This window comes from Mucilaginibacter phenanthrenivorans (genome assembly GCF_024721155.1).
Taxonomy (GTDB): Bacteria; Bacteroidota; Bacteroidia; order Sphingobacteriales; family Sphingobacteriaceae; genus Mucilaginibacter; species Mucilaginibacter phenanthrenivorans.
In genome coordinates this window covers 45,761-69,427 of record NZ_JAHVAP010000012.1, presented here as the reverse complement: position 1 = coordinate 69,427, position 23,667 = coordinate 45,761, and the positions used below count along the sequence as shown (strand labels likewise).

Annotated in this window: 17 protein-coding genes and 1 pseudogene; 7 read left to right on the top strand and 11 right to left on the bottom strand. The window is 44.5% G+C overall.

From position 1 onward, the window contains the following. Nucleotides 1–69: 69 nt before the first annotated feature. The gene (gene gltX, locus KXD93_RS24405; protein WP_258140035.1) at nucleotides 70–1,590 is read right to left on the bottom strand and encodes a glutamate--tRNA ligase; all 1,521 of its coding nucleotides are present in this window, start codon (nucleotides 1,588–1,590) and stop codon (nucleotides 70–72) included. 227 nt (nucleotides 1,591–1,817) lie between these two features. Here gltX and KXD93_RS24400 point away from each other — a divergent pair, with 227 nt between their 5' ends. The 4 genes from KXD93_RS24400 to KXD93_RS24385 all read left to right on the top strand — a co-directional run bounded on the left by KXD93_RS24400 (nucleotide 1,818) and on the right by KXD93_RS24385 (nucleotide 5,681). Then, nucleotides 1,818–2,801 (top strand): helix-turn-helix transcriptional regulator, encoded by a 984-nt coding sequence (locus KXD93_RS24400; protein WP_258140034.1) that lies wholly within the window; start codon nucleotides 1,818–1,820, stop codon nucleotides 2,799–2,801. An 85-nt stretch (nucleotides 2,802–2,886) separates the two neighbouring features. Continuing rightward, nucleotides 2,887–3,960 carry an alkene reductase gene (locus KXD93_RS24395; protein ID WP_258140033.1) on the top strand — a complete coding sequence of 358 codons (1,074 nt, stop codon included), beginning with the start codon at nucleotides 2,887–2,889 and terminating at the stop codon, nucleotides 3,958–3,960. Between the two features lie 71 nt (nucleotides 3,961–4,031). Next, nucleotides 4,032–4,937 (top strand): alpha/beta hydrolase, encoded by a 906-nt coding sequence (locus KXD93_RS24390; protein WP_258140032.1) that lies wholly within the window; start codon nucleotides 4,032–4,034, stop codon nucleotides 4,935–4,937. Between the two features lie 369 nt (nucleotides 4,938–5,306). Further along, entirely contained in the window at nucleotides 5,307–5,681 is a 375-nt protein-coding gene (locus tag KXD93_RS24385) for a response regulator transcription factor (protein WP_258140031.1), read from the top strand. 138 nt (nucleotides 5,682–5,819) lie between these two features. Here KXD93_RS24385 and KXD93_RS24380 read toward each other — a convergent pair whose 3' ends face one another. After that, on the bottom strand, nucleotides 5,820–6,032 hold the full coding sequence (locus tag KXD93_RS24380) for an SHOCT domain-containing protein (RefSeq protein WP_258140030.1): 213 nt from the start codon (nucleotides 6,030–6,032) through the stop codon (nucleotides 5,820–5,822). A 158-nt stretch (nucleotides 6,033–6,190) separates the two neighbouring features. On the opposite strand from KXD93_RS24380, the gene KXD93_RS24375 reads away from it, so the two are divergent. Further along, entirely contained in the window at nucleotides 6,191–7,825 is a 1,635-nt protein-coding gene (locus tag KXD93_RS24375) for a L,D-transpeptidase family protein (RefSeq protein WP_258140029.1), read from the top strand. An 82-nt stretch (nucleotides 7,826–7,907) separates the two neighbouring features. Then, nucleotides 7,908–8,747, top strand: coding sequence for a universal stress protein (locus tag KXD93_RS24370; protein ID WP_258140028.1), 840 nt, complete (start codon nucleotides 7,908–7,910; stop codon nucleotides 8,745–8,747). A gap of 92 nt (nucleotides 8,748–8,839) precedes the next feature. Here the strand turns inward: KXD93_RS24370 and KXD93_RS24365 are convergent, their stop codons facing one another. The 5 genes from KXD93_RS24365 to KXD93_RS24345 form a co-directional block, all read right to left on the bottom strand. Then, nucleotides 8,840–9,064: a hypothetical protein gene (locus KXD93_RS24365; RefSeq protein ID WP_258140026.1), complete on the bottom strand. Its 225-nt coding sequence runs from the start codon at nucleotides 9,062–9,064 to the stop codon at nucleotides 8,840–8,842. A gap of 4 nt (nucleotides 9,065–9,068) precedes the next feature. After that, complete coding sequence (locus KXD93_RS24360; RefSeq protein ID WP_258140025.1) at nucleotides 9,069–9,956, bottom strand: universal stress protein; 888 nt, start codon at nucleotides 9,954–9,956, stop codon at nucleotides 9,069–9,071. An 84-nt stretch (nucleotides 9,957–10,040) separates the two neighbouring features. Further along, nucleotides 10,041–11,054: a zinc-dependent alcohol dehydrogenase family protein gene (locus tag KXD93_RS24355; RefSeq protein WP_258140024.1), complete on the bottom strand. Its 1,014-nt coding sequence runs from the start codon at nucleotides 11,052–11,054 to the stop codon at nucleotides 10,041–10,043. 56 nt (nucleotides 11,055–11,110) lie between these two features. Further along, nucleotides 11,111–11,989: a universal stress protein gene (locus KXD93_RS24350; protein ID WP_258140023.1), complete on the bottom strand. Its 879-nt coding sequence runs from the start codon at nucleotides 11,987–11,989 to the stop codon at nucleotides 11,111–11,113. Between the two features lie 20 nt (nucleotides 11,990–12,009). After that, nucleotides 12,010–13,461 (bottom strand): L,D-transpeptidase scaffold domain-containing protein, encoded by a 1,452-nt coding sequence (locus tag KXD93_RS24345; RefSeq protein WP_258140022.1) that lies wholly within the window; start codon nucleotides 13,459–13,461, stop codon nucleotides 12,010–12,012. Nucleotides 13,462–13,807: 346 nt separating this feature from the next. Here KXD93_RS24345 and KXD93_RS24340 point away from each other — a divergent pair, with 346 nt between their 5' ends. Next, a complete protein-coding gene (locus tag KXD93_RS24340) occupies nucleotides 13,808–16,315 on the top strand; it encodes a cation-translocating P-type ATPase (protein WP_258140020.1) in 2,508 nt (835 codons plus the stop codon). A 250-nt stretch (nucleotides 16,316–16,565) separates the two neighbouring features. On the opposite strand, the gene KXD93_RS24335 is transcribed toward KXD93_RS24340, so the two are convergent. From KXD93_RS24335 to KXD93_RS24320, 4 genes and pseudogenes are all read right to left on the bottom strand, one after another. After that, nucleotides 16,566–17,438 carry a universal stress protein gene (locus KXD93_RS24335; protein WP_258140019.1) on the bottom strand — a complete coding sequence of 291 codons (873 nt, stop codon included), beginning with the start codon at nucleotides 17,436–17,438 and terminating at the stop codon, nucleotides 16,566–16,568. 136 nt (nucleotides 17,439–17,574) lie between these two features. Beyond that, nucleotides 17,575–20,127: a magnesium-translocating P-type ATPase gene (gene mgtA, locus KXD93_RS24330; protein ID WP_258140018.1), complete on the bottom strand. Its 2,553-nt coding sequence runs from the start codon at nucleotides 20,125–20,127 to the stop codon at nucleotides 17,575–17,577. Between the two features lie 13 nt (nucleotides 20,128–20,140). Next, nucleotides 20,141–20,962, bottom strand: a complete 822-nt coding sequence (locus tag KXD93_RS24325; protein ID WP_258140017.1) for a hypothetical protein — start codon at nucleotides 20,960–20,962, stop codon at nucleotides 20,141–20,143. Between the two features lie 85 nt (nucleotides 20,963–21,047). Further along, a pseudogene (locus KXD93_RS24320) lies at nucleotides 21,048–23,423 on the bottom strand (phosphoketolase family protein); the annotation flags it as partial. Between the last annotated feature and the right edge of the window lie 244 nt (nucleotides 23,424–23,667).

The window sequence follows — 23,667 nt, the reverse complement described above, 5'->3', positions numbered from 1 at the left end:
AAGCATCGTATAGTAACGATGCTTTTTCCTTATATAAATTGGGAATACTTGCCCAACGGTAAAAATGTCTTAAGAATTAAAGACTTCCAACGCCTTCTCAATCCTTGCGATGGTTTCTGCTTTTCCCAGCAGCACCGCAATATCAAACACGTGCGGACCAAACTTACCACCAACCAGCATAATGCGGAACGGCAGCATCAATTCACCAGCTTTGATGCCTTTTTCTTCGGCAAGGGACTTAAAAGCAGTTTCCAGTTCTGCAGGCTCAAATGTTGCGGTTGTATTTACCAGGTTGATGAATGCATTAAAGAAATCTGTTTTAGCATCGGTCCATTTTGGTTTAACGGAATTTACATCGTATTCCTTAGGCTGTTCAAAAAAGTAGGATGACTGCTGGTAAAAATCAGGTAGCAACACACAACGGTCCTTTACCTTATCGATAACCTGTAACAGGTAGGCATCATCTGCAATAACAATTCCCTTATCCTCCAAAACCCTTTTTACTTCAGACTTTAGACTTCCGACTTCGGACTTCTTAATCCACTCTGCATTAAACCACTTTGCCTTTTCAAAATCAAACTTCGCTCCTGCCTTGCTAACGCGGTCGAGGGAGAACTTTTCAATTAACTCATCGAGGGAAAATATCTCCTGGTCGGTACCGTCGTTCCAGCCAAGTGTTGCCAAAAGGTTTAAAAAAGCTTCGGGCAAAAAGCCCAACTCACGGAAACCCGGGGTTAGCTCGCCTGTTTTGGCATCAAACCAGTTCATGGCATACACCGGAAAGCCCAGGCGCGCGCCATCGCGCTTGCTCAGCTTACCATGGCCATCAGGCTTTAATATCAGTGGTAAATGCGCCCATTTCGGCATTTCAGCCTTCCAGCCTAAATAATCCCACAGCAGTAAATGCACGGGTGCAGATGGCAGCCATTCCTCTCCGCGGAACGCATGGGTAATCTTCATCAGGTAATCATCAACAACAACTGCCAAATGGTAGGTTGGCATTCCATCAGCCTTTAATAAAACCTTATCATCAACCAGGTTGGTTTCAAAGCTTACATGCCCGCGGATCAGGTCGTCAAAACTCACCCTTTCGTCTGCCGGCATTTTTATGCGGATCACGTGCGGGGTGTGCGCATCAAGTAGTTTTTCAACTTCATGTTCACTCAATGAAAGTGAGTTACGCAAACCATCGCGATAAACCTGGCCATATTGAAAGTTTGGGATTTCTTTGCGGTTTTGATCCAGTTCTTCCGGGGTGTCAAAAGCATAATAAGCATGGCCTTCGCGCACCAGTCTTTCGGCATATTCGCGGTATAAAGCTTTACGTTCGCTTTGGCGATAGGGCGCATAAGGACCACCAACTACCGGGCTTTCATCCGGAGTGATGCCGCACCATTTTAAACAATCTAAAATGTATTCTTCAGCACCTTCCACATAACGGCTCTGGTCGGTATCCTCGATTCGCAAAACAAAATCGCCGCCATTTTTTTTGGCGAAAAGATAATTAAACAACACGGTACGTACACCACCCAGGTGCAAACCACCTGTAGGACTCGGTGCAAACCTTACTCTAACTTTTTTATCAGACATAGCCCGGCAAAGATAAGGTTATAGTCCGAAAGACGGAACGCCGGAAAGTACGAAAGATGTAAGGTGTTTTTGGGGTGACATGGAGAATACTGTGTTAAGCGTTTAAACATACCTCCATTTACTGCGATAAAATTGATAACTGCGGCAAAAACAGACCGGGTACGGAAGATAATTATTCACTTATAATGGGCATCTTTACCAATATATAAAACAAGGCTTGCTCATATATGCTAGTTGAATTTGTTACCCGTCCCCAGCTTAATTTTATGACAGTGTTTGCCGAGGCGCTGAACGTCCCGGTGATCAATAATGAGTTGCAGATTCCGCCGTCGCTGGGCGAGGGATTTGTTCGCCGGGTTGATCTTAAGGACGACTTCCGCCTGCTTATTCACCGATACAAACTGAAGGAAGAGCTTATTTTAAAACGGATTGGCTCTAAGGATCCGGCGAGTTTTATCAGTGTTATTTTCTATAGTAATGACGAGCCCGTTACCCTCATTACAGCCGACCGCAAACAAGAGCAATTTACCCGGTATAACGACCTGGCCATCCAGATTGCATCTAATAACCTCGATTCGATCATCACATTTCCGGCAAATACAGAGATCTACTTTACGGTAGTTGGCATTAGCGCTGTTCGCCTGGAAAGCCTGCTTGAATTGGATCGGCCTGATCCGACCATTGAGGCTATCACTAACCCCAAAGAATCGTTCCTGTTTTATGAGGGAATGAGCTCAGAAGCGCAAATGGCGCTTAAGCAATTGTCGGAACCGCAGGCAGGAAACCTGCTCACCAACTTTTATTATCGCGTAAAGGTGGAATCATTGTTGTACTATGTGTTTAATAAACTGCATAGCAGGCAAGCTGCCGGACATAGCACGATAAATAAGGCAGATGTTGAAAAACTAACCCTTATCCGTGCTGCAGTGCTCAATGACCTGGGCCAGCCACCCAGCCTGCCGGAACTGGCGAAGCTGGGCGGCATGAGCGAAACCAAGATGAAGGAACTATTCCGGCAGGTGTTTGGCGACAGTATATATAATTATTACCAAACCGCAAGGATGGAAGAGGCGGCCTACCTGCTCAAATACAAAAACTATTCTGTTAGCGAAGTGGGGTATCAGCTTGGCTTCAGCAATTTAAGCCACTTTGCCCGTTTATTTGAGCGGCACCATCAGCAAAAGCCAAAAAAATACGCATCCGGCGGATAAGACTATTTTTCAGGCGTAGCGCGCTATTTTAAGTTTCGCCATCTGCAGACCTTTGACATATCATTTAAAACAAAAAATAAAAGATATGAAAAAGTTACTGATGCCTTATATAAGCGAAGGTTTGAAATTGAAAAACCATTTGGTAATGGCCCCCATGACCCGCAGCCGCGCTATCGACAACCTGCCCAATGAATTAATGGCAGAATATTACGGTCAGCGCAGTGGAGCCGGGCTAATAATTACCGAGGGAACGGCCCCTGCACCTGAAGCCCTGGGATACGCCCGCATTCCCGGCATTTTTTCGAATGCACAGGTAGAGGGCTGGAAGGCTGTTACCTCGGCAGTGCATAAAAACAATACCAAAATATTCTTGCAGCTGATGCATACCGGCCGTGTTGGCCACCAGGATAACTTGCCAGCGGGCGTAGCGTTGGTGGGCGTGTCAGACATACCTGCCGCGGGACAGATCCACACCGATACCGCGGGCATGCAAAACCACTCAACTCCAAAAGCATTGGATACTCAAGGTGTGCTTAATGTAATTGACGGATATGTTAGCGCCGCCAAAAATGCAATAGCAGCCGGTTTCGACGGCGTAGAACTGCATGCCGCCAATGGCTACCTGATAGAGCAATTCCTTAACCCCAATGTAAACAACCGTACGGATACTTACGGTGGCAGCATCGAAAACAGAACGCGGTTTGCTTTGGAGGTGGCGCAACGGGTGGCCGACGCTATAGGTAAGGATCGTGTGGGGATGAGGATCTCTCCAAATTCCACATTGGGCGATCTGCAGGCGTACGATGCAGAAACCGTGGAGGAAACATATATCCATTTAAGCAGGGAGCTTAACCGCATCGGGATTGCCTATATACACATTAGCATCAATCCGCAGGTTCCACAGCAAACATTGGCTGCGGTCCGTACGGAATTTGAGGGTACGCTGATCTATTGCAATACGTTCACCGCCGAAAAAGCCGAGGCAGAATTGAATGGTGGTGATGCCGACCTGATTGCCTTTGGCCGGCCCTTCCTGGCAAATCCTGACCTGGAACAACGTATTGCCAATGGCACCGAACTAAACGCACCGGATTTTACAACATTGTATACACCCGGCGCCAAAGGATACACCGATTATCCGATATTATTTAATTCCTAATCCGCTCACACTGCTGTTAACTAACAGTACGGAGCGAAGTTATTTGGCTTTAACCTTTAAAATTTAACAAAATGGCACTTTCAGAAGAAGTATTGCAAACTATTGCCTATGCCCGTGAGCATGGCTACGATAAACTTAACCGGTTTCGCCCCGAACAAACCAGGGAAATGATGAAGCTGGCTCCTCAAAATGAAAACCCGACTGTGGTTGGGCAGGTAATTAATATGGTGATTGAACAAGATGAGATCCCTGTCAGAATTTATATCCCTGAGGGCGATGGTCCGTTTCCTGTGATTTCGTACTTTCACGGCGGCGGGTTTGTGCTCATGAGCCTTGATACGCACGACGAAATTTGCAGGCAGATCTGTGTGAATACGGGTGCCATCGTAATGTCAGTAGATTACAAACTGGCGCCTGAACATCCTTATCCGGCAGGACCGGAAAGCTGTGTGGCAGCAACGCTTTGGATGATTGAAAACGCAACGCGGTTTAACGGTATTCCTGAACGCATGGCTGTTGCAGGCGATAGCGCAGGCGGATACATGGCCCTATATGTGGCGCAAAAGCTCACCGCCGCAGGGGTTCAGCTTAAGGCACAGTTTGCTGCCTACCCGGTGACCGACCACTACACCGCTGATCATGCCTCGTGGGACGAGAACAGAAAGGATTACGTGCTAACCGCACAGCTGATGCAATGGTTTTGGGATGTCTTTTTGATTGACCCGGCTAAGTTTGAAGAAGCCTCGATATTAAGAGCAGCAAATTTTTCAAACCTGCCGTCGGCGCTCCTCATTACCGCCAATTATGATCCGCTTCGCGATGAGGGGGAGGCCTATGCAAATAAATTAAGATCGGCTGGCGTAGAAACTGTATACAGGAATTTTGAAAACACGCACGGATTTTTGGGGATGGGCACAATGGGGCAGGAAGCAATGCAAATGGCCTGCGAATTCTTAAAAACCAAATTAAACGGTTGATCAGTACATGTTAAGGCGGAAGACGGGTAATCATCCCGATATGTGATATTATTGGTTTAGTCAATTCGGAGCGTTTTTAATACCCCGATCTTGCTAAAATTTTTTTGTCGTGGCCTAATCAATAGTGGCGAATTGTTTGACTATAAAAGACTTAGTTAAAAAAATAGCTAAACAAATAGTTTAATTAAAACGTTCTAAACTTAGTATATTCCCAATAGTTGTTTGGTGTTTGGAATGCCATTAATTATTATCTAAATTGACCTTATAATTTTGTCGGTGATATTCTGGAGGAAGTAATGGCCTGTTGAAACAGGCGTGAGACAAACCCTGGATTAATAATATTATTAAATTTCCACTAAATCATAACTCATGAAAAAGATTTTATTGATAGAGGATAATAATGATATCCGGGAAAATACGTGTGAACTACTTGAATTGGAGGGCTATAAAGTAATACTGGCAGTAAATGGCAGAAGCGGGCTTATTTTAGCCCAGGAGCATGTGCCTGATATTATACTTTGTGACGTGATGATGCCAGAGGCAGATGGCTATGAAGTATTTAGCGGCTTGAAAACGAACCCGGTAACCGCTGCTATACCATTTGTATTTCTTACTTCAAGTGTTGAAAGGAAAGAGGTGGAGGCAGGTCTTGGAATGGGTGCCAGCGGCTATATTCGCAAGCCCTTTGATTCGGAAGAATTATTTGCGGTAATTGCGCGTTGCTTTAAGGAAGCCATTTTGTAGCTATGTTCAATGTTATTCTTATTCTTTGATCAGATAATAAGCAAATTGTTTTTCCAAAATCAAGGTGGCACAAGTTGCTTATATCGTATGGACACCAGGTACTCAGTGGTGCAGGGTATTACTTATGTTTTAACTCGCTCAATTCTTTTCAAGTACCTGCTTCTTTTCCTCGTACTCTTCCTTCGTGATTTCACCCGCAGCGAAACGCTTCCGTAAGATATCAAAAGGTGAGTCCTTCTTTTTTCGCTGACCGGGAATATCATAGGGTGTTGCGAATATCCAGAAAAGCAGCGTTATCCATAAGAACCACCATATAAGGTCCATTCCCCCAAAGCTATTTGTGTAAAACATAGTCGTGATTTTTAATTCAAAGTTCGGCTGTGATTTTTCATTTATAGGTGATGGTCAGCAGTCAATATAGTGACTTTCATCATAAAATATAGATTCGGCAACGCCTACCTTAGTAAGCAGGTTTTACATATCAGCACGATCTTAAAGAGTCCCCGATTATGGCCCACAGGCGTTATAGTTATATTTTATTATTTCTTCTTAGCTTCTGCTTTTTACAGAATGTATGGGCTCAGCATGGCAAACAAAAAACTGCTGTTGATACGTTGTCGCGAGGCTGGAACCAAACCATTCCGGGCAGTTTCAGCAGTCAGTCAGGAGCCGTTTTCGATAGTATACAAATCAATAGATTTTTAACACGTTTTCCGGATTTTAAGAACTATGCCGGTGAGATCAATACTTTTTACAAAGGGAGAAATTATGCTTATGCATGGTTTGATGGCGGGCGCCTGATTGAACAGGCTGGCAATTTATCAAACAGGGTATTAAATCTCCAAAACGAGGGGATATATAAAAGTGCGCCATATCAAAAAGAGCTTGATTCTTTAATGTACATTACAAGTTCCCGGAAAAACGAGCCGGACATCCAGGTGGAATTGATGCTTACCGCGCAATACTTTGCCTTTTCAAATATGGCCTGGCAGGGTATGAACAGCGAAGTGAGCCAGTCAGCCAAATGGTACGTACCAAGAAAAAAAATGGACTATGAGCAATATTTGGATAGTCTTTTAAAAGAACCGGCAAAGCGCCTGGCGTCAGCAGATCCGGTATACCGGCAGTACGAAATGCTTAGGGCCTATCTCCGCAAATACCGCTCCCTGGACGCGCAGGATAATTGGACAGCAATAGTTATACCTTTGACCGGTATTAAAATTGGGGACACTTCTGCTGTAATCCCAATTGTTAAAGCCCGCTTATACAAATTGGATGATCTTCATGGTGACACGCTGGACCATAGTTATAATATTGAACTCGTAACCGCAGTTAAACAATTTCAATCCAGGCATGGCCTGGTGGTAGATGGCCTGTTAAATAAAGAAACCGTAGCAGCCCTGAACGTTCCTTTAAAAAGCCGGATAAAACAGATCCTGGTAAACATGGAGCGAAGTCGGTGGCTTCCTGTAAGCTTGAATACAGACTACCTTGCGGTAAATATTCCGGAATTTAAATTACACGTTTACCATGCGGACAGTTTAATGTGGAGCTGCAATGTTGTTGTAGGACAAACCGTCAATCCTACTACCGTATTTTACGGTACACTTAGATATGTTGTATTCAGCCCTTACTGGGCCGTACCGCCGAGCATAGTACGCAAAGAAATTATTCCCGCTTTGAAAAGGAAGCGGGGCTTTTTGTCTGCTAATCACATGGAGATCACCGGTTACGAGGATGGGTTGCCGGTGATCAGGCAGTTGCCCGGTCCTGAAAATTCATTAGGGTTAGTTAAGTTCCTTTTTCCGAACAGCTACAATATTTACCTGCATGATACGCCTTCCAAATCGTTGTTCGGGGAGTCGTCCAGGGCATTCAGCCATGGTTGTATCCGGGTGCAGGAACCCGTAAAACTGGCCAATTTTCTCCTAAAGGGTCAAAGAGGCTGGAATGCGGAAAAAGTGGATATAGCCATGCACGCAGGCAAGGAACAATATGTTACTTTACAACATAAGGTTCCCGTTTTTATCGCCTACTTCACAGCATTTATAGATCGCAATAACCAGCTGAATTTCAGGGATGATATTTATCATCTGGATGAACAGTTAACTGATATGATCCTGTCGGGGACAGGCTCTTATTAACAGGTTTTGTTGCCGTGAAATGTTATAACAAAAGGGCTAATTGACTTTATCCGAAATGTGATAGTATTTTAATTGTTTAGTTATGAAAAAAATAAGCGCAATTTTTGATGGATTGAAATTCTCCCACGCTACGATGGCATATGCCATTAAAATGGCCGAGAGTAGTAAGGCTTTGCTTTCCGGGGTTTTCCTGGATGACTTCCTGTACCATAGCAACAATGTTTTCGATAGTTCTAAGGACCGGGATATATTCGGCGAACACATCAAAAAATTACAGAATGAGGACAAAGCTATCAGGCAGCAATCTATTGCCATTTTCAATGCCGCGTGTATCAAGGCCGGGATCAATTACGTCATCCATCATGATAAGAGCTTTGCCATTGATGAATTGCTTAAGGAAAGCATTTATAGCGACATGTTGCTGATTGGCGCAGACGAGACCATGAGCCCGGTTAAAGAAGAACCGCCTACTTCATTTATCCGGAGTGTATTGGCAGCGACGCAGTGCCCCGTTATGGTGGTCCCCACGGAATGTAAAGCGATTGAAAAGGTTATACTATTGTACGATGGTAAGCCATCGTCGGTATTCGCCATTAAAATGTTCAATTATATGTTCCCCTGGATGCGTGATCTTCAAACGGTTGTGCTGTCTGTCACAGGGGCAAAAACCACGTTAATATTTCCTGATGACCCCTTAATTAAGGAGTTTGTAAAGTGCCATTACCCCAATGCTGATTATGTGTTATTACCAGGCGAGCCTGAGGATAAAATACCAGCCTATTTAGGAAAAGCCGGGCAAAGTAGCCTGATAGTTATGGGGGCATATCGAAGAAGCCAGGTTTCCAGGTTATTTAAAACGAGTATGGCCGACATTATTATGAATGAATTGTCTATGCCTTTGTTTATTGCTCACAATAAATAACCCAGATGGACCGGCGACTGCGAGGATGCTTGGTTAGGCTTTAGTCTTATAAATGGATCATGGAGCCGTTTCCTTACGGTTAAGAGATGAATTCATGGCTTAACTTCATTAAGCAATTGAGCAGGTTCAAATTTAATACCCTTTGCAGCCATTTCATCTGCCAATTTTTTAGAGATCGGCCTGCAGGCGCAATTTTTTTGGTGTTCCAGGTGCCACTCAACCTTTTGGTCGAAGGTTGGGTTCTGAGGCATCGGGTGCTCCAGGTGCCAGCTTACATTTATGTTCATAGTTGTACCGGTATATTTTCCGTCCATCATATAATTAAAATACCGGTACCTGGGCCATCGGATATGGATAAACCAGCAAGGGCACAGTTGTATTAGCCGCTATTTTTTTAGTTACACTTGATTTGAAAAAGAAATCAAATAAGCTGTTTTTCCTGTGAACCATCACCAGCATGTCGGGTTTTTCATTTTCCAAAACCCAAATGATACCCTTTTTTACGTTTTGATTTGGAAAATTACGGTAGCTAACTCTTTTATACTTAACGTTAAGTACCATTTCCTGCATAAATGAGTTTTCGGCTTTATTGTGTTTAACATCTTCCGGTAGGTCCGGGTTCACATTCCCGATGATAATATCGGCAGTGAAATCTTGGGCCAGACCTGCGACTGCGTTTATATACTTAATATCATTCAGATTCAGGTCGCTGGCGAAAACGATTTTCTCTATGTCATTGACAGAGGCATTTTCAGGGACTAACAATAAGGGAAGCGTAGTATCATCAATCAATTCGCGGCAGTTATTACCCAATACAAAAGATGTTAGTGCATCAGAGCCATGTGTCCCTGCAACCAACAGCACAATGCCTTTACTCCCCTGCAATGTTGGCAATGTATTCACCACAGCTCCTTCTTCACACCGGCAAGTTATTGCAGGTAAAAATTCGCCCGGTAACGGTCTTTCTTTAAGGCCATGTTTTAATTTGTCGCAGAATTTTTGTAATTCTTTCTCCGCATCGGCTTTGATCTCTTCAAACTCATAAAGAGGCCAGGCCACCTGGGCAGCAGCCATGGGCACATCTGCCGGTACGAGGAACGCGTTAAACAATAAAACATTTGCTTTGATCTTTTTTGCCAGGTGCAGCGCATATTTTGCAGCGTGTTCTGAACGTTCAGAAAAATCGATGAGTACGGCTATTGTTTTCATGATGAGTCAACTTTAATATGTTACCATAAAGTTGAGCAAAAGAAGCAGGGTAAAAAATGAGATAGGTCACCAAAAAACTTGCGCTTAGTCAGTATCTACAAGCAGTACCGCCGCCCCCGCTATTTCACCGTTTCGGAATTTATTAATGGCTTCATTGGCTTGCGATAACTTAAAAAACGCCGTTTGGGTATTAATCGAAATGTTTTTTATGATGTCAAAAAATGCCAGTCCATCTTGTCTTGTCAAATTTGCCACAGATTTAACCGATCTTTCGCCCCATAATAAATCATAGGAAAAGGCGGGTATTTCACTCATGTGGATCCCGCCGCAAATTACTGCACCGCCCTTGTCAACATCTGTTAATGCCTTTGGGATAAGCTCTCCGGCAGAAGCAAAAATAATGGCCGCATCCAGTTTTTCAGCGGGGACTTCTGAGCTTCCACCCGCCCAGTGAGCCCCCATTTTCATGGCAACCTGTTGCGTTTTGGTATCACCATCCCTGGTAAAGGCGAATATTTTTTTACCCTGAGCTATTGCAATCTGTATGATAATATGCGCGGCAACGCCAAAACCATACAGGCCAATATTGTTTGCGGCAGCATCTATCATATGATAAGAGCGAAAACCAATCAGTCCGGCACAAAGCAAGGGCGCAGATCCAGCTTTGCTATGAGCTGAGTCCATCAAAAAACAATACCGGGCATCGGCCACTGTATACTCTGCGTAACCGCCATCAATGGTATAACCGGTGAATAAGGCGTTATCGCATAAATTTTCTTTTCCCTGTTTACAAAACTTACAATGGCCACAAGTATACCCAAGCCATGGCACACCTACTATGTCATTTAGCCTTATGCTTTTAACCTCGCTGCCAAGTTTTACAACTTTGCCAATTATCTCATGCCCGGGGATCAATGGTAGCTTCGGATGGTCAAGTTCCCCGTCCACAATATGCAGGTCAGTACGGCAAACGCCGCAAGCAATTACTTTAATCAGCACCTGGCTTTTTGTTGGTTCAGGGACAGGAACCTGCTTATAAACCAAAGGGTGCCCAACTTTTTCAAAAACCATTGCCCACATCGAATCCGGAGGTGTCATTTTATTAGATTAAATAAATCAGTATAAAAGGGTAACGGTCACCTTAAAGTTATGTTTCAAAAAGTGCCACAGTACGCTGGCGGAAATACCATCAGCGGAATTGTAATATGCCGTGCCATTTTTTGGGTATGACTGCCTTTTAAAAGTTTAGCCAGGAAATGATGCGGCCGGTGAACCATGGCCAGCATATCAATTTGACCATGTTCGGTCAGCCAGTCCAGCCCATGCTCTACGTCTATGCTTTTTACGTGCCGGTAGTATATTTTATCGTAGTTGGCTTTGCTGGTTACCTCGCATAAAAAATCGTCGACTTCGTGCTGAACAACATCTTTTTCATACTTTTCATCTGTACAGTGGGTAATCAATATTTCGGCGTTAAATAACCGGGCCATACTTGCCAATGCATGAATCACTTCGATGTCTTCTTTGCTTAAATCTGTTGCAAATGCAATTTTTTGCACGGGCTTAAATGTTGCTGTAGCGGGAATCAGCAAAACCGGGAAACAGGCGATGTCAATTAAATCCCTGCTGTTACTCCCCAGGAAAAAACGACTTACTCCACCAGCTCCTGACATGCCCATCACTACAAGCGGCATTTTTTGTTCATCAACCCTGTTCCTGATAACGTCCTTCACCGTTCCGATCTCGCTGTTGTAGGTCACAAAAGGGTGATAGGATTGAGGATTGCTCACGTCACGTTCTTCCAGTTCCAGCATTTCGGATAAATAACTTAAATCAATTGTTACCTCATTTTTTATCGAAGTATAATCTTCAAGCGGCCAGGCAACCTGCGCGGCTCCCGGAGCTTCTACTGGCACCAGTACCGCGTTGCATAATTGGATACCTGTCTTCATCCTTTTAGCTATCTGCATGGCATAACGCGCTGCATTATCTGCTGCGGCAGAGAAATCGGTAGGTACTAAAATTGTTTTCATTTTATATCTTATTTAAAATATTAACGCATTACCAGGTTTTGGGTCACATTATACAAGGCCATCTCTAAACTTTTATCCAGGTGATAAACATCCTTATACATGATCAGCTCCCCTTCCTTCATCACACAGGTTAGATAGGTTACCTTTATAGGCACTTGTTTGTTTAACATAAATGTTTTTCGTTTATAGTTAGTTACAGCTTTGTGGAGTGCTTGTATGTCGTCTTCCCTGCCATCGTTTTTTAATAGCAAAGCGGCTAACTTTTCGGCATTATCCACCCAAATACACCCGCTGCTGAGGGCCCTTTCGTCCCGGGTAAAAAATTCCTTTTTTGGCATATCCTGCAAGCTGATTTCAAATGTGTTTTGGAAATGAAAAACCAGGTTTCCCAGGCCTCTGTCACATCCGGAAGCATGACGCGCGTAATAGTCATCAGGATTTTCCGCTATTTTTTCCAGGCTCGCCTGGTCAACCAGGATAAATTCCCCTTTTTTATTATAAATAGCGAGGTGATTGTCTCTGAGATAATTCAGGTCCTTAATGGTATTGGGTAATATGGTATTCAGGAATACTTTTTGCAATATCACCACATCGGGGGCAGTTGTAAAATAGCTGATGGCACTATTAAGGGTTGGCGTAGGATTAGCTGCCTTGCCAACGGCCACCCTGAATTGATAAACAGTATCGGGTTGAAAAAACTGTAAGGTGTAAGCGGGAATATTTATCTGTATAAAACTGCCGTCTTCGATATTTGCCCATCTTAATCGTTCCATGTTTATTGCCATAAGCCTGATGTTCCCTTCCGGAACGTCATAACAATCGCCTGTATATAGCCCGGTAAGCAGCCTCATTTGGTGTTGCAGATCCCGGTATTCTTTTGATGTTGGCTGCAGGCTTTCGATTGCCGCTAAAAAATCATAGTCCTTTTTTTGCTGCAAAGCCAAAGATAAACCGGCTTCGGCGCGAAAGCTGTTCTTATTATCTGCATCAATCCATGCCGCTGAAAATTCGGGGTTTAGTTTCCCGTAATGGAGATTGTTAATTAATGTAATAATAGCGTCGGTAAGTGTAATTTCAAAACGCGCTTGTTCACTGATGCTTACCTTTCCGGGGGTGTCTAAAATATTATGTAGTTTATCATATAGTAGTTCTTTTGGGTGATAATCATCATGCGAAAGCCCATACTGTAATACACAATCCAGCAGCAGCATTGCCTGCCAGGTTTGTCCTTCGCCGTTTTGTGGCCTGATCCAGGCTGGCTGAAAGTTTATTTGACCATAAAATCGCATTACGCTTTTAGGGTAATATAAACCCGGAGTCTCCCCTGCGACTAGCTGACGTTGAATTTCTTTAATAAGGATGGTATCAGGCTTTGCAATTAAAGGTGAAGCGCAAACCTTAACGGTAAAAAACAGAACTATTAAAACACCTGTAAATTGAACAATTCGGATAAATTTAGCAGGCCTTTTCATAACTCAATCATTTAAACTTGATGACGTAAAGTTGGCAAGAAGCAGACCACGGAAAAATGATCGCGGTCAGTACTAAAGATGACCTATCGCAAATTTCTGCTATTTAGCAATTGGGATACTTAGATTATGCCCAATGTCAATACTCCCGATGACCGCTATCATTTTCGGTTTAAATTTTATTTCTCAACTTTGGAAATACCTTTAACATTAATCCATTGGTATAAAACAATATACAGGTGTTTGTAGGGTTCAAGTTGGCAGCCCATATCCATATTATTGGATAATTGCTGATTTGAATTAAATTCTCACTTCAATAAGTTAAACTCACCCGTTACCGAAAAACAAAATGCCAGCAAATAATTATAACGTAAACGGACTAACTGATGAGCAGGTTAGTTCAGCAAGGCTCAAATACGGCTCAAATACGCTCGATTATAAAACAGAAAATGGATTTGTTGACGCTGTAAAGGGGTTAGTAAAAGAGCCCATGGTCATCCTATTGCTGGTTGCATCGTGTGTTTACTTTGTAAGCGGTAAAACTGGCGATGGCTTATTTTTGGCCGCCGCTATAATATTCGTATCGGGGTTATCCTTATTCCAGGACTCCCGGAGCCGGAATGCCTTAAACAAACTCAAGGATTTTTCACAGCCCAAATGCCAGGTGATCAGGAATGGGAAGGTAGAGGAAATAAAAAGTGATGACCTGGTAGTTGGCGACAGCCTGATGGTGTCGGAAGGCGCTTCCATTACCGCAGACGGGGTGATTTTCCAGTCGAACGATTTTTCTGTAAATGAAAGTATCCTCACAGGCGAATCCTTTGCTGTATATAAAGACCACGATGCAGCTGATAATTTAATCTTTCATGGCACTACGGTAGCAAGCGGCCTGGCTATAGCTACAGTTACAGCCATAGGGAATCAAACCCGGCTGGGTAAGATCGGCAAAAGCCTGGAATCAATAGTCGAAGAAAAGACGCCGCTTGAACAGCAGATCAACAATTTTGTCAAGAAGATGGTGGTTGTCGGCACCATTGTTTTCCTCATTGTTTGGGCCATCAATTATTTTCACTCTGCTAATATTTTGGATAGCCTGATCAAAGCGCTTACCCTGGCCATGAGTATCCTGCCAGAGGAGATCCCGGTAGCCTTTACCACATTTATGGCCCTGGGTGCCTGGCGGCTAATGAAAATGGGGATAGTGGTAAAACAAATGAAGACGGTTGAAACATTGGGCAGCGCATCGGTAATATGTACAGATAAAACCGGCACAATTACTGAAAATAAGATGAGCCTTGTGAAGGTTTATACACTGAAACAAAATGAAATTTCAGATGCCGAAGGGCCGCTTAGCGATGCTGAAAAGGAAATGATGAGGTTGGCCATGTGGGCCAGTGAGCCAATTCCTTACGATCCGATGGAAACAGCTTTACACCAGGCTTATTCAAAAATATGTCTTACAGATGAAAGGCCGGATTATAAAATGATCCATGAGTATCCGTTGGGCGGTAAGCCTCCAATGATGACCCATTTATTTGAGGATAAAACAAGTAATAGAATTATTGCAGCCAAAGGAGCCCCGGAAGCCATAATGGCAGTTTCGGCTTTAAGCAGCGGTGAAAGGGACCAAATAGAACAAAAAATAAAAGCACTAGCCGCCGAGGGACATCGGGTGTTAGCTGTAGGTGAAGCGCATTTTACAGGAAATAAATTTCCGCATAATCAGCAGGAATTTAAATTTACCTTTAAGGGCCTGGTGGCCTTTTACGACCCGCCCAAGAAGAATATAAAATCGGTATTAAATGATTTTTATACGGCTGGCATTTCCGTTAAGATCATCACAGGCGATAATGCTGAAACTACCGCCGCTATCGCCAGGCAGATAGGGCTGCATGGATTTGAACAATGCATCAGCGGAGATGAGCTGATGTTGCTAAACCAGGCCGAATTACAAAAGAAAACCGAAAAGGTAAATATTTTCACCAGGATGTTCCCTGATGCAAAATTAAAGATCATTGATGCTTTAAAAGCCCGGCACGAGATTGTGGCAATGACCGGCGATGGGGTTAACGATGGCCCGGCACTAAAAGCGGCGCACATTGGTATAGCGATGGGCAAAAAAGGCACTGAAATTGCGAGGCAGGCTGCATCACTGATCCTTTTGGAGGATGACCTTTCGAAAATGGTGGATGCCATCGCGATGGGCCGGCGGATATATACTAACCTGAAAAAGGCAATTCAGTATATCATCTCCATTCACATCCCTATTATTTTAACTGTATTTATTCCGTTAGCTTTAGGGTGGGCCTATCCCAACCTATTTTCGCCGGTTCACATCATTTTCTTTGAATTGATAATGGGGCCAACCTGCTCAATAATTTATGAAAATGAGCCGATGGAAAAAAACACCATGTGTCAAAAGCCACGGCCATTCAGCGCGACATTCTTTAATTGGAAGGAATTGACAACAAGTATATTGCAGGGTTTAATGATAACAGCAGGAACCCTACTAACCTACCGTTACGCGGTGAACCAGGGCTTTAATGAAGCGCTTACCCGCACCATGGTATTCACCTGCTTAATAACTGCCAATATACTGCTTACGCTGGTAAACCGCTCATTCTACTACTCGTTATTCACTACTATAAAATATAAAAACAACCTGGTGGTTATGATCATTTGCGTTACTACACTTATTGTTGTTGCATTGCTTTATATAAAGCCACTGTCAGCCTTCTTTGGCTTCGTGCCTTTGAGAATGCAGCAATTGAGCTTTAGCATTGGGGTTGGTCTTTGTTCGGTTGCCTGGTATGAACTGGTTAAATGGAGAACACGGTATAAACGACCGATAGCATAATCCGCAGGGCAGTTAATTTAACGGGTATAATGCGGCGGACCAATATAAATCAACAACAAAAAACGGAACCAGTTTCCGGTTCCGTTAAGTATATCCATTTTCCATAGCTTGCAGGGAGGGAGGTTATCAAGTCTCTCTGAATTGAAATTATTTTAATTCATCGGATCTTATAGAATTAAAGTCAGGCAAATCAATAATAGATGTTAGCAATTGCGATTTACAGTTATGCCCTCAATACCTTTTTGAATCATTAAATATTGATGATATCCAATGATGCCGGGATAATAAGCACAGGAAGTTCCTGACTTTTCAATGCCTCGCTGCTATGGGTACTTTTAAACAGGCGGTTCCAGAAACTGCGGTGATCATGAGAAAGTACCAGCAGGTCGGAGCCATTTTCCCTGCACAGGCGTTGCAGCCGTTCTATCACATTCTTACCGTAAATGTTTTCATAACTAATGTTTGGGTAATGAAATTTGGCCACATGCCGCTCGAAGCTTTTTCTTCGTTCAATCGCTTCGCTGTCATCCTGCCCGAACACCACTACGTGGACAATTTCGAGATGGAAATTAAACTTTCGGCCAAGGCGGGTAAGGTAGTGCACAGCCGCTATATCCCCATCGCTAAAATCACTGGCGAAGGTAACTTTGGTTAGCTCTTCCAGTCCGCGTTCGGCTGGAACAACCAAAACGGGGCGATCCGCCTTATTAATCACAAGCGCGGTGTCGCTGCCTAAAATTAAATGATCAAGCGAACTACCCGCAGGCGATCCCATAATGATAAGCTCTATATCTCCCTTTTTTAAGCGGGCAGATGCACAATGGTCTACACTGCCATCTTCCTGCTGCCAGTCAATTGACGGGTGGTGTACACCATCGGGAAGATCGTCTACTTCGGCCTGCAGGTGTTCCGTAAGCAGCTCCAGTTTATCTTTACATCGTTCGCCATAAAGCAAGGTGTCAATGCCCCATGAACTATTTGGGTATTCTACAAGCGCAGTTTGTGTCACCCAGGAATGAAGGAGCAGTATATTGGTGTTAAGTTTAGCGGAAAGGGGTATTGCGGAAAGGGCTGCGTGACTGGCTAAATCACCCAAATTGGTGAGCACAAGAATTTTTTTCATGGTCGTAACATTAAAGGTTTAATAACTAATCAAAATAAAACCAATTAGCCGGGAGAAAATATGACCGTCATCATGATATTCCATGATCGCCATCAGGCAGCCAGGATCCCCTTTCGGTCATGATAATAATTGAACTTTACCGCCTTAGGGCCTTTAAACTAATGATCCGCTTGTAAAACCACTGCTTAGCCAGTTCAGCTGTTATCATGTAAGTTATAACTATCAGCAGCATCCATCCGAAATAGGCACCCGGCACCCTTGAAAAGCCAAACCATGTGCACACGGGCGTAGCAGGCAAAGTCAATACCAACAATAAAACCATTACAGTTGCGATAGAAAGATATTTGCCGGGCAAGCTTTTGAAAAAGGGCAGCCTGGTTCTTACAACCAGTACAATTAATGTGGCAGAGATAACCGACTCCATAAACCAGCCGGTTTGAAAAATCTTTTCATTGGCATGAAATACAAATAATAAAACGCCAAAAGTAAGATAGTCAAATACGGAGCTTAATAAGCCGAAGATGATCATGAAACGTTTTATAAAATGCAGGTCCCAATGTTGAGGCGACTGAATATTTATGGCATCCACTTTGTCTGTTGCTATAGCCATTTCCGGGAAGTCGGTCAAAAGATTGGTTAGTAATATTTGCTTAGGCAGCAAAGGTAAAAATGGAAGAAAAAGAGATGCCCCGGCCATGCTGAACATATTGCCGAAATTGGCGCTTGTGGCCATAAAAATGTATTTCATGGTATTGGCAAACGTTTTGCGGCCTTCAATTATTCCGTCGATCAGAACATCCAGATCGCGGCTCAAGAGCACGATATCAGCCGCTTCCTTGGCTACGTCCACTGCAGTATCTACAGATATGCCAACATCTGCTGTATGCAATGCGGGCGCATCATTGATCCCGTCGCCCATAAAGCCGACGACATGCCCAGCTTTTTTCAAAATGATAATGATGCGTTCCTTTTGATTCGGCTCCACCTCCGCAAAAATGTCGGTCAGCGGCGCCTGGTGCATCAAAGCGGCGTTGCTCATTTTTTGTATTGCTGAACCGGTTAAAATAACAGGTTTGGCGATACCGATCTGAAGCGCCAGGCTTTTCGCTACCAGTGAATTGTCGCCCGTGATGATCTTGAGTTTGACACCAAGGTTATTCAGTTTGACCAGCGTAGCAGCCACTCCGGCCTTTGGCGGGTCAAACAAGGTAATGAAGCCAAGGAAAACCATGTCCTTTTCATCTTCCCTGGTAAAATCTTTAGCAGAGCTGGCGGACTTATAAGCCACACCTAAAGTTCGGAAGCCGGCCTCGCTTAATGCTTCGTATTGTTTCAGCAGGCCGGCTTTGTGAGCGGTTATATCACTTAGCTTTCCATCACGGCCTTCAACCTGGCTGCAAATTTTTAGGATGACGGTCAGCGCGCCTTTGGTAATGGCAAAGTTCTCTTTCGCGTTTTTTACTTGTATGGTTAGTCTTTTTCGGATAAAATCATAGGGGATCTCAGTCTGAACCGTATAGGCGGGCTTTGCTCCTTTATACCCTAGGCAGATTGCCGCATCGATCGGGTTGTGGAAGCCCTGCTGCAGCAAAGCATTCAGCCAGGCGTATTGCAATACTTTGTCGCTGTGCTGCCCGCTGCTATCGAGCGTATCCTTCAGGTTGACCTCACCCGCGGTGATCGTGCCGGTTTTGTCTGAACATAGGATATCCATGCTGCCAAAGTTTTGGATAGAAGATAAACGTTTGACGATCACTTGCTGTTTAGCCATCCGTCGGGCCCCGGTGGCAAGGTTGACGCTGATAATGGCAGGCAGCAATTGGGGCGTTAATCCCACAGCCAGCGCCAGGGAAAACAAAAAAGAATCCAGCACGGGTTTGTGAAGGAACACATTGATCGCGAATATGACGAGCACCAGCACCAGTGTGATCTCCATCAGCATGTAGCCGAATTTGCGGATACCCCTTTCAAAATCGGTTTCCGGCGCTTTGGTCTGCAGGCCAGCCGAGATTTTCCCAAACTGGGATTCAAGGCCAGTTTTTACCACCAATACGCTGGCTTTCCCACTTATTACGTGGCTGCCCATAAAGAGCGCATTGGTCCTTTTGGCCAAAGGTGTGTCAGCCGGCAAAACACCTGCATCTTTTTCTACAGGGTAGGTTTCGCCCGTAAAAGCGGCCTCATCAACGAAAAGTTCATGCGATTCCAGGATCAGGCTATCGGCTGGGATGACATCGCCTGCCGACAGGAGCACAATATCGCCCGGCACTACAGCATCCAGCGGTAATTCCTGCGCTTTCCCGTCGCGGAGTATGGAACAATGCAACGATACCATTTTTAACAATTCGGCTACTGCGTTTGCTGCGCCTCTTTCCTGCCAGAAACCCAGCATGCTGCTGATCAGTACGATTGTTAAAATAATGGCTGTATCGGCCACGTCACCCAAACCAGCCGACAACAGGGCTGCTGCGATCAGCAGGATGGTTACCGGGCTTTTAAATTGTGACAGGAATAGAAGAATAGCCGAATTATTCGCGTTCGTCCTTATCTTATTCGGCCCGTATTCTTTTATTCTTTTTGCGGCGTCCTTGTTGCTAAGGCCATCCTCACTTGCTGACAAATGCAGAAGAGCCTGCTCTTTGCTGAATTGCCAAAAACTGGTATCGATAGCGCCTTCGCTTTTTGACATGAAACAAAATTTGTTAAGATGGGAAAATGAGTAAAGGGACAGTAATATGCGGTGGCAAGCCGCCTGCTACATATGGCCCCACAAGGCCCATGCAACGAAAATGATGTTGAGCCATAACCAGGAAATCATTATGCATTCCATTGATCAACACATCAACCGCAGTGTTTAAATTCCCTTCCGGTATATTATTAAAAAAGAGCTGATCATAACTTACCTTATTGCGGATTTCATCATCGGGGACTTCATCGTCAAAATCTTTATCCATACCCACCAGCTCCTCTTTAGAAAGGTGGGCAATGGACAGGTCCGCATGCCATAATTTTGCCAGCCCGGCCAGGTATCGTACAATTTGCAAACGGCAATATGGCAGGTCGGCAAGGTATACAAGGCGTTCTATGTTTTTTAACGACCATGTTTCCGGGACAAGGAGCAGGGGGCATCTTACCCGGGTAAGTAGGGTGTTAAAATTTATATAGGACTCTGATGATAACGGCTCTGCCGCTCCTTTCACTATCATCCAGATATCCCGTTGATTGATCATTTGTGCCAGTTGATGGACATCCATGGCGGAAGTATCCATCTCATCGATTGCTGGCTCAAAATCATTCGGCCTGTCGTTCAAAGCGTCTAAATATTCGCCCAGGTTGGTCATCAACAGGTCGTCTTGCCCGCTGGCGGTATTTCCTGCAATCGCTTTTTCAGCAAAAGGATTATTTAGCTTAAAGGTATTCGCCAACACGATATTCGCATGCGTTTCCTGGGCAATAAAAAACGCAAGTTTCGCAGCGTTGACTACCCCGGCAGAGTTGTCGTTAATAACAAGTATCGTTTTCATCGACTAAGGATTAAATTCATAGTAAAGCCTGGAAATTGCTCAACAGTTGTTAGCTTGGCCTGTCCTCATCCTTTAGTTTACTCTCCCATTTCCAGTTCAGTATTTCGGGCATATCCTTACCATTGGCTTTGATATATTGTTTGTGTTCGGTTAGTTTATCCGTCAGCTGTTGTTTAAGATAAACTCCCTTGCTGCCGGTTTGCGGCAGGCGATCGATCACATCCATAACCAGGTGGAACCGGTCCATTTCATTCAGCACGGTCATATCAAAAGAAGTTGTAATTGTTCCTTCTTCCTTATAGCCACGTACATGCATGTTCGTGTTATTTGCACGATTATAGGTTAAGCGGTGTACCAGCCATGGGTATCCGTGAAACGCGAAGATCACAGGTTTATCGGTTGTAAACAAAGCATCGAAATCCTTGTCGCACAAGCCATGGGTATGTTCCGTGTTTTTTTCGAGTTTAAACAGATCCACAACATTAACCACCCTGATCTTGAGTTCGGGTAAATGCTCCCGCAATATGGTCACTGCGGCAAGTGTTTCAAGCGTGGGTACGTCTCCACTACAGGCCATAACCACATCCGGCTCGCAATCCTGGTCATTGCTGGCCCAGTCCCAAATCCCAATGCCGCGGGTACAGTGCGCTATCGCTTCATCCATACTCAACCATTGCGGTGCAGGGTGCTTTCCGGCGACAATTACATTTACATAATGGTAGCTGCGCAGGCAATGATCAGTTACCGATAACAGGCAATTGGCATCCGGTGGAAGGTAAACCCTTACAATCCCGGCCTTTTTGTTCACTACATGGTCAATAAATCCGGGGTCCTGGTGGGTAAACCCGTTGTGATCCTGCCGCCAGACGGTAGAAGTCAGTAAAATATTTAAAGAGGCGATATTTCGCCGCCAGGGAAGTTCCTTGCTCGCCTTTAACCATTTGGCATGTTGGTTAAACATGGAATCGATAATATGGATAAAGGCTTCGTAACAGTTAAACAAGCCGTGCCTGCCGGTCAGCAGGTAACCCTCCAGCCAACCTTCACACTGATGTTCGCTCAGCATCTCCATAACGCTACCATCAGTAGAAAGAAATTCGTCATGCGGATCGACAGGGGCGTTCCATTGCCGGTTAGTCGCTTCAAATACAAGGTCCAGCCGGTTTGATACTGTTTCATCAGGCCCGAAGATTCTGAAATTTCGCTTTTCGCGGTTTTCCTTGATCACGTCGCGCAGAAAACGACCGCATGTATAAGTGTCGCCTTCACCCCCCGCACCGCGAAAGGGAACAGTGACTGCATAATTTCGAAAATCGGGCATTCGCAGATCGTGTAATAACTGGCCGCCGTTGGTATGAGGATTTGCACCCATTCGTCTTTCTCCCCTGGGAGCCAGTTCTGCCAATTCCGCTTTGAATTTCCCCTTTTCATCAAAAAGCTCTTCGGGTTTGTAGCTTTTCATCCAGTTTTCCAGCATTTGCAAATGTTCCGGCGGTGTAGTTGCAGAAACAGCCAGCGGTATCTGGTGCGACCTGAAATTTCCCTCAATCTTGTAACCGTCAACTTCTTTAGGCCCAGTCCAGCCTTTAGGGGACCTGAGGACGATCATCGGCCAGTGTGGGCGAGTCCCGCTAAGGTGCTCAGCATCGTACTTTACCTGTTTGATCCGGTCAATCGCATAATCCAGTGCAACAGCCATGTCCCGGTGCATTTGTTCGGGTTCATCACCCTCTACGAAAATAGGGTTCCAGCCATAACCTCGAAATAGCTGCTCCAACTCCTGGTGACTGATCCGTGCCAAAACGGTGGGATTTGAAATCTTATAGCCATTTAGGTGCAGGATCGGCAATACCGTTCCATCGGTAAGCGGGTTCAAAAATTTATTGGAATGCCATGCGGTAGCTAAAGGCCCGGTTTCGGCTTCACCGTCGCCAACTACACAGGCTACAATTAAATCAGGATTATCCAGCACTGCGCCAAACGAATGGCTCAATGAATAACCCAGTTCGCCTCCTTCATGAATAGAGCCGGGTGTTTGTGGTGAAGCATGGCTGGAAATGCCGCCCGGATGTGAGAACTGGGTGAACAGTTTCCTTAGCCCATCCTCATCCTGTGTAATATCAGGATAAACTTCCGTATAAGTACCTTCCAGGTAAGTGCTGCCGACAACTGCCGGCCCTCCATGCCCCGGGCCGGAAACATAGATCATATTCAGATCAAATTTATTAATGATCCTGTTTAGATGCGTGTAGATAAAGTTCTGTCCCGGTGTTGTTCCCCAGTGGCCAAGCAGCATGTTTTTGACATGCTCCAATTTCAAGGGTTCCTTTAGTAAGGGGTTATACCGCAGGTAAAGCTGCCCTACCGACAGGTAGTTTGCCGCGCGCCAATAAGCGTCCATTTTTTCAAGCAATTCGGGCGATATGACTTCAGTTTCAGTTGCAATCAATGCTGTTTCCATAATTATAATGGTTAGTGTTTATTAGCGTTCAGTAACTCCGGACCTCGTTGATTTTAATGATTTGAACAAAAATAGGCTTGCCGGCAGGGCAAGAAAATGATGAGATCAGTAATAAAAAATGATAAAGATCATTAACGCAGATAATCGAAAAAATAATGAATAGCGAACATACTGTTTAGCCGTAAACCCTATCATCCTTGACACAATTTTACAACATGACCATCATCATATTTTTGAATGTTCC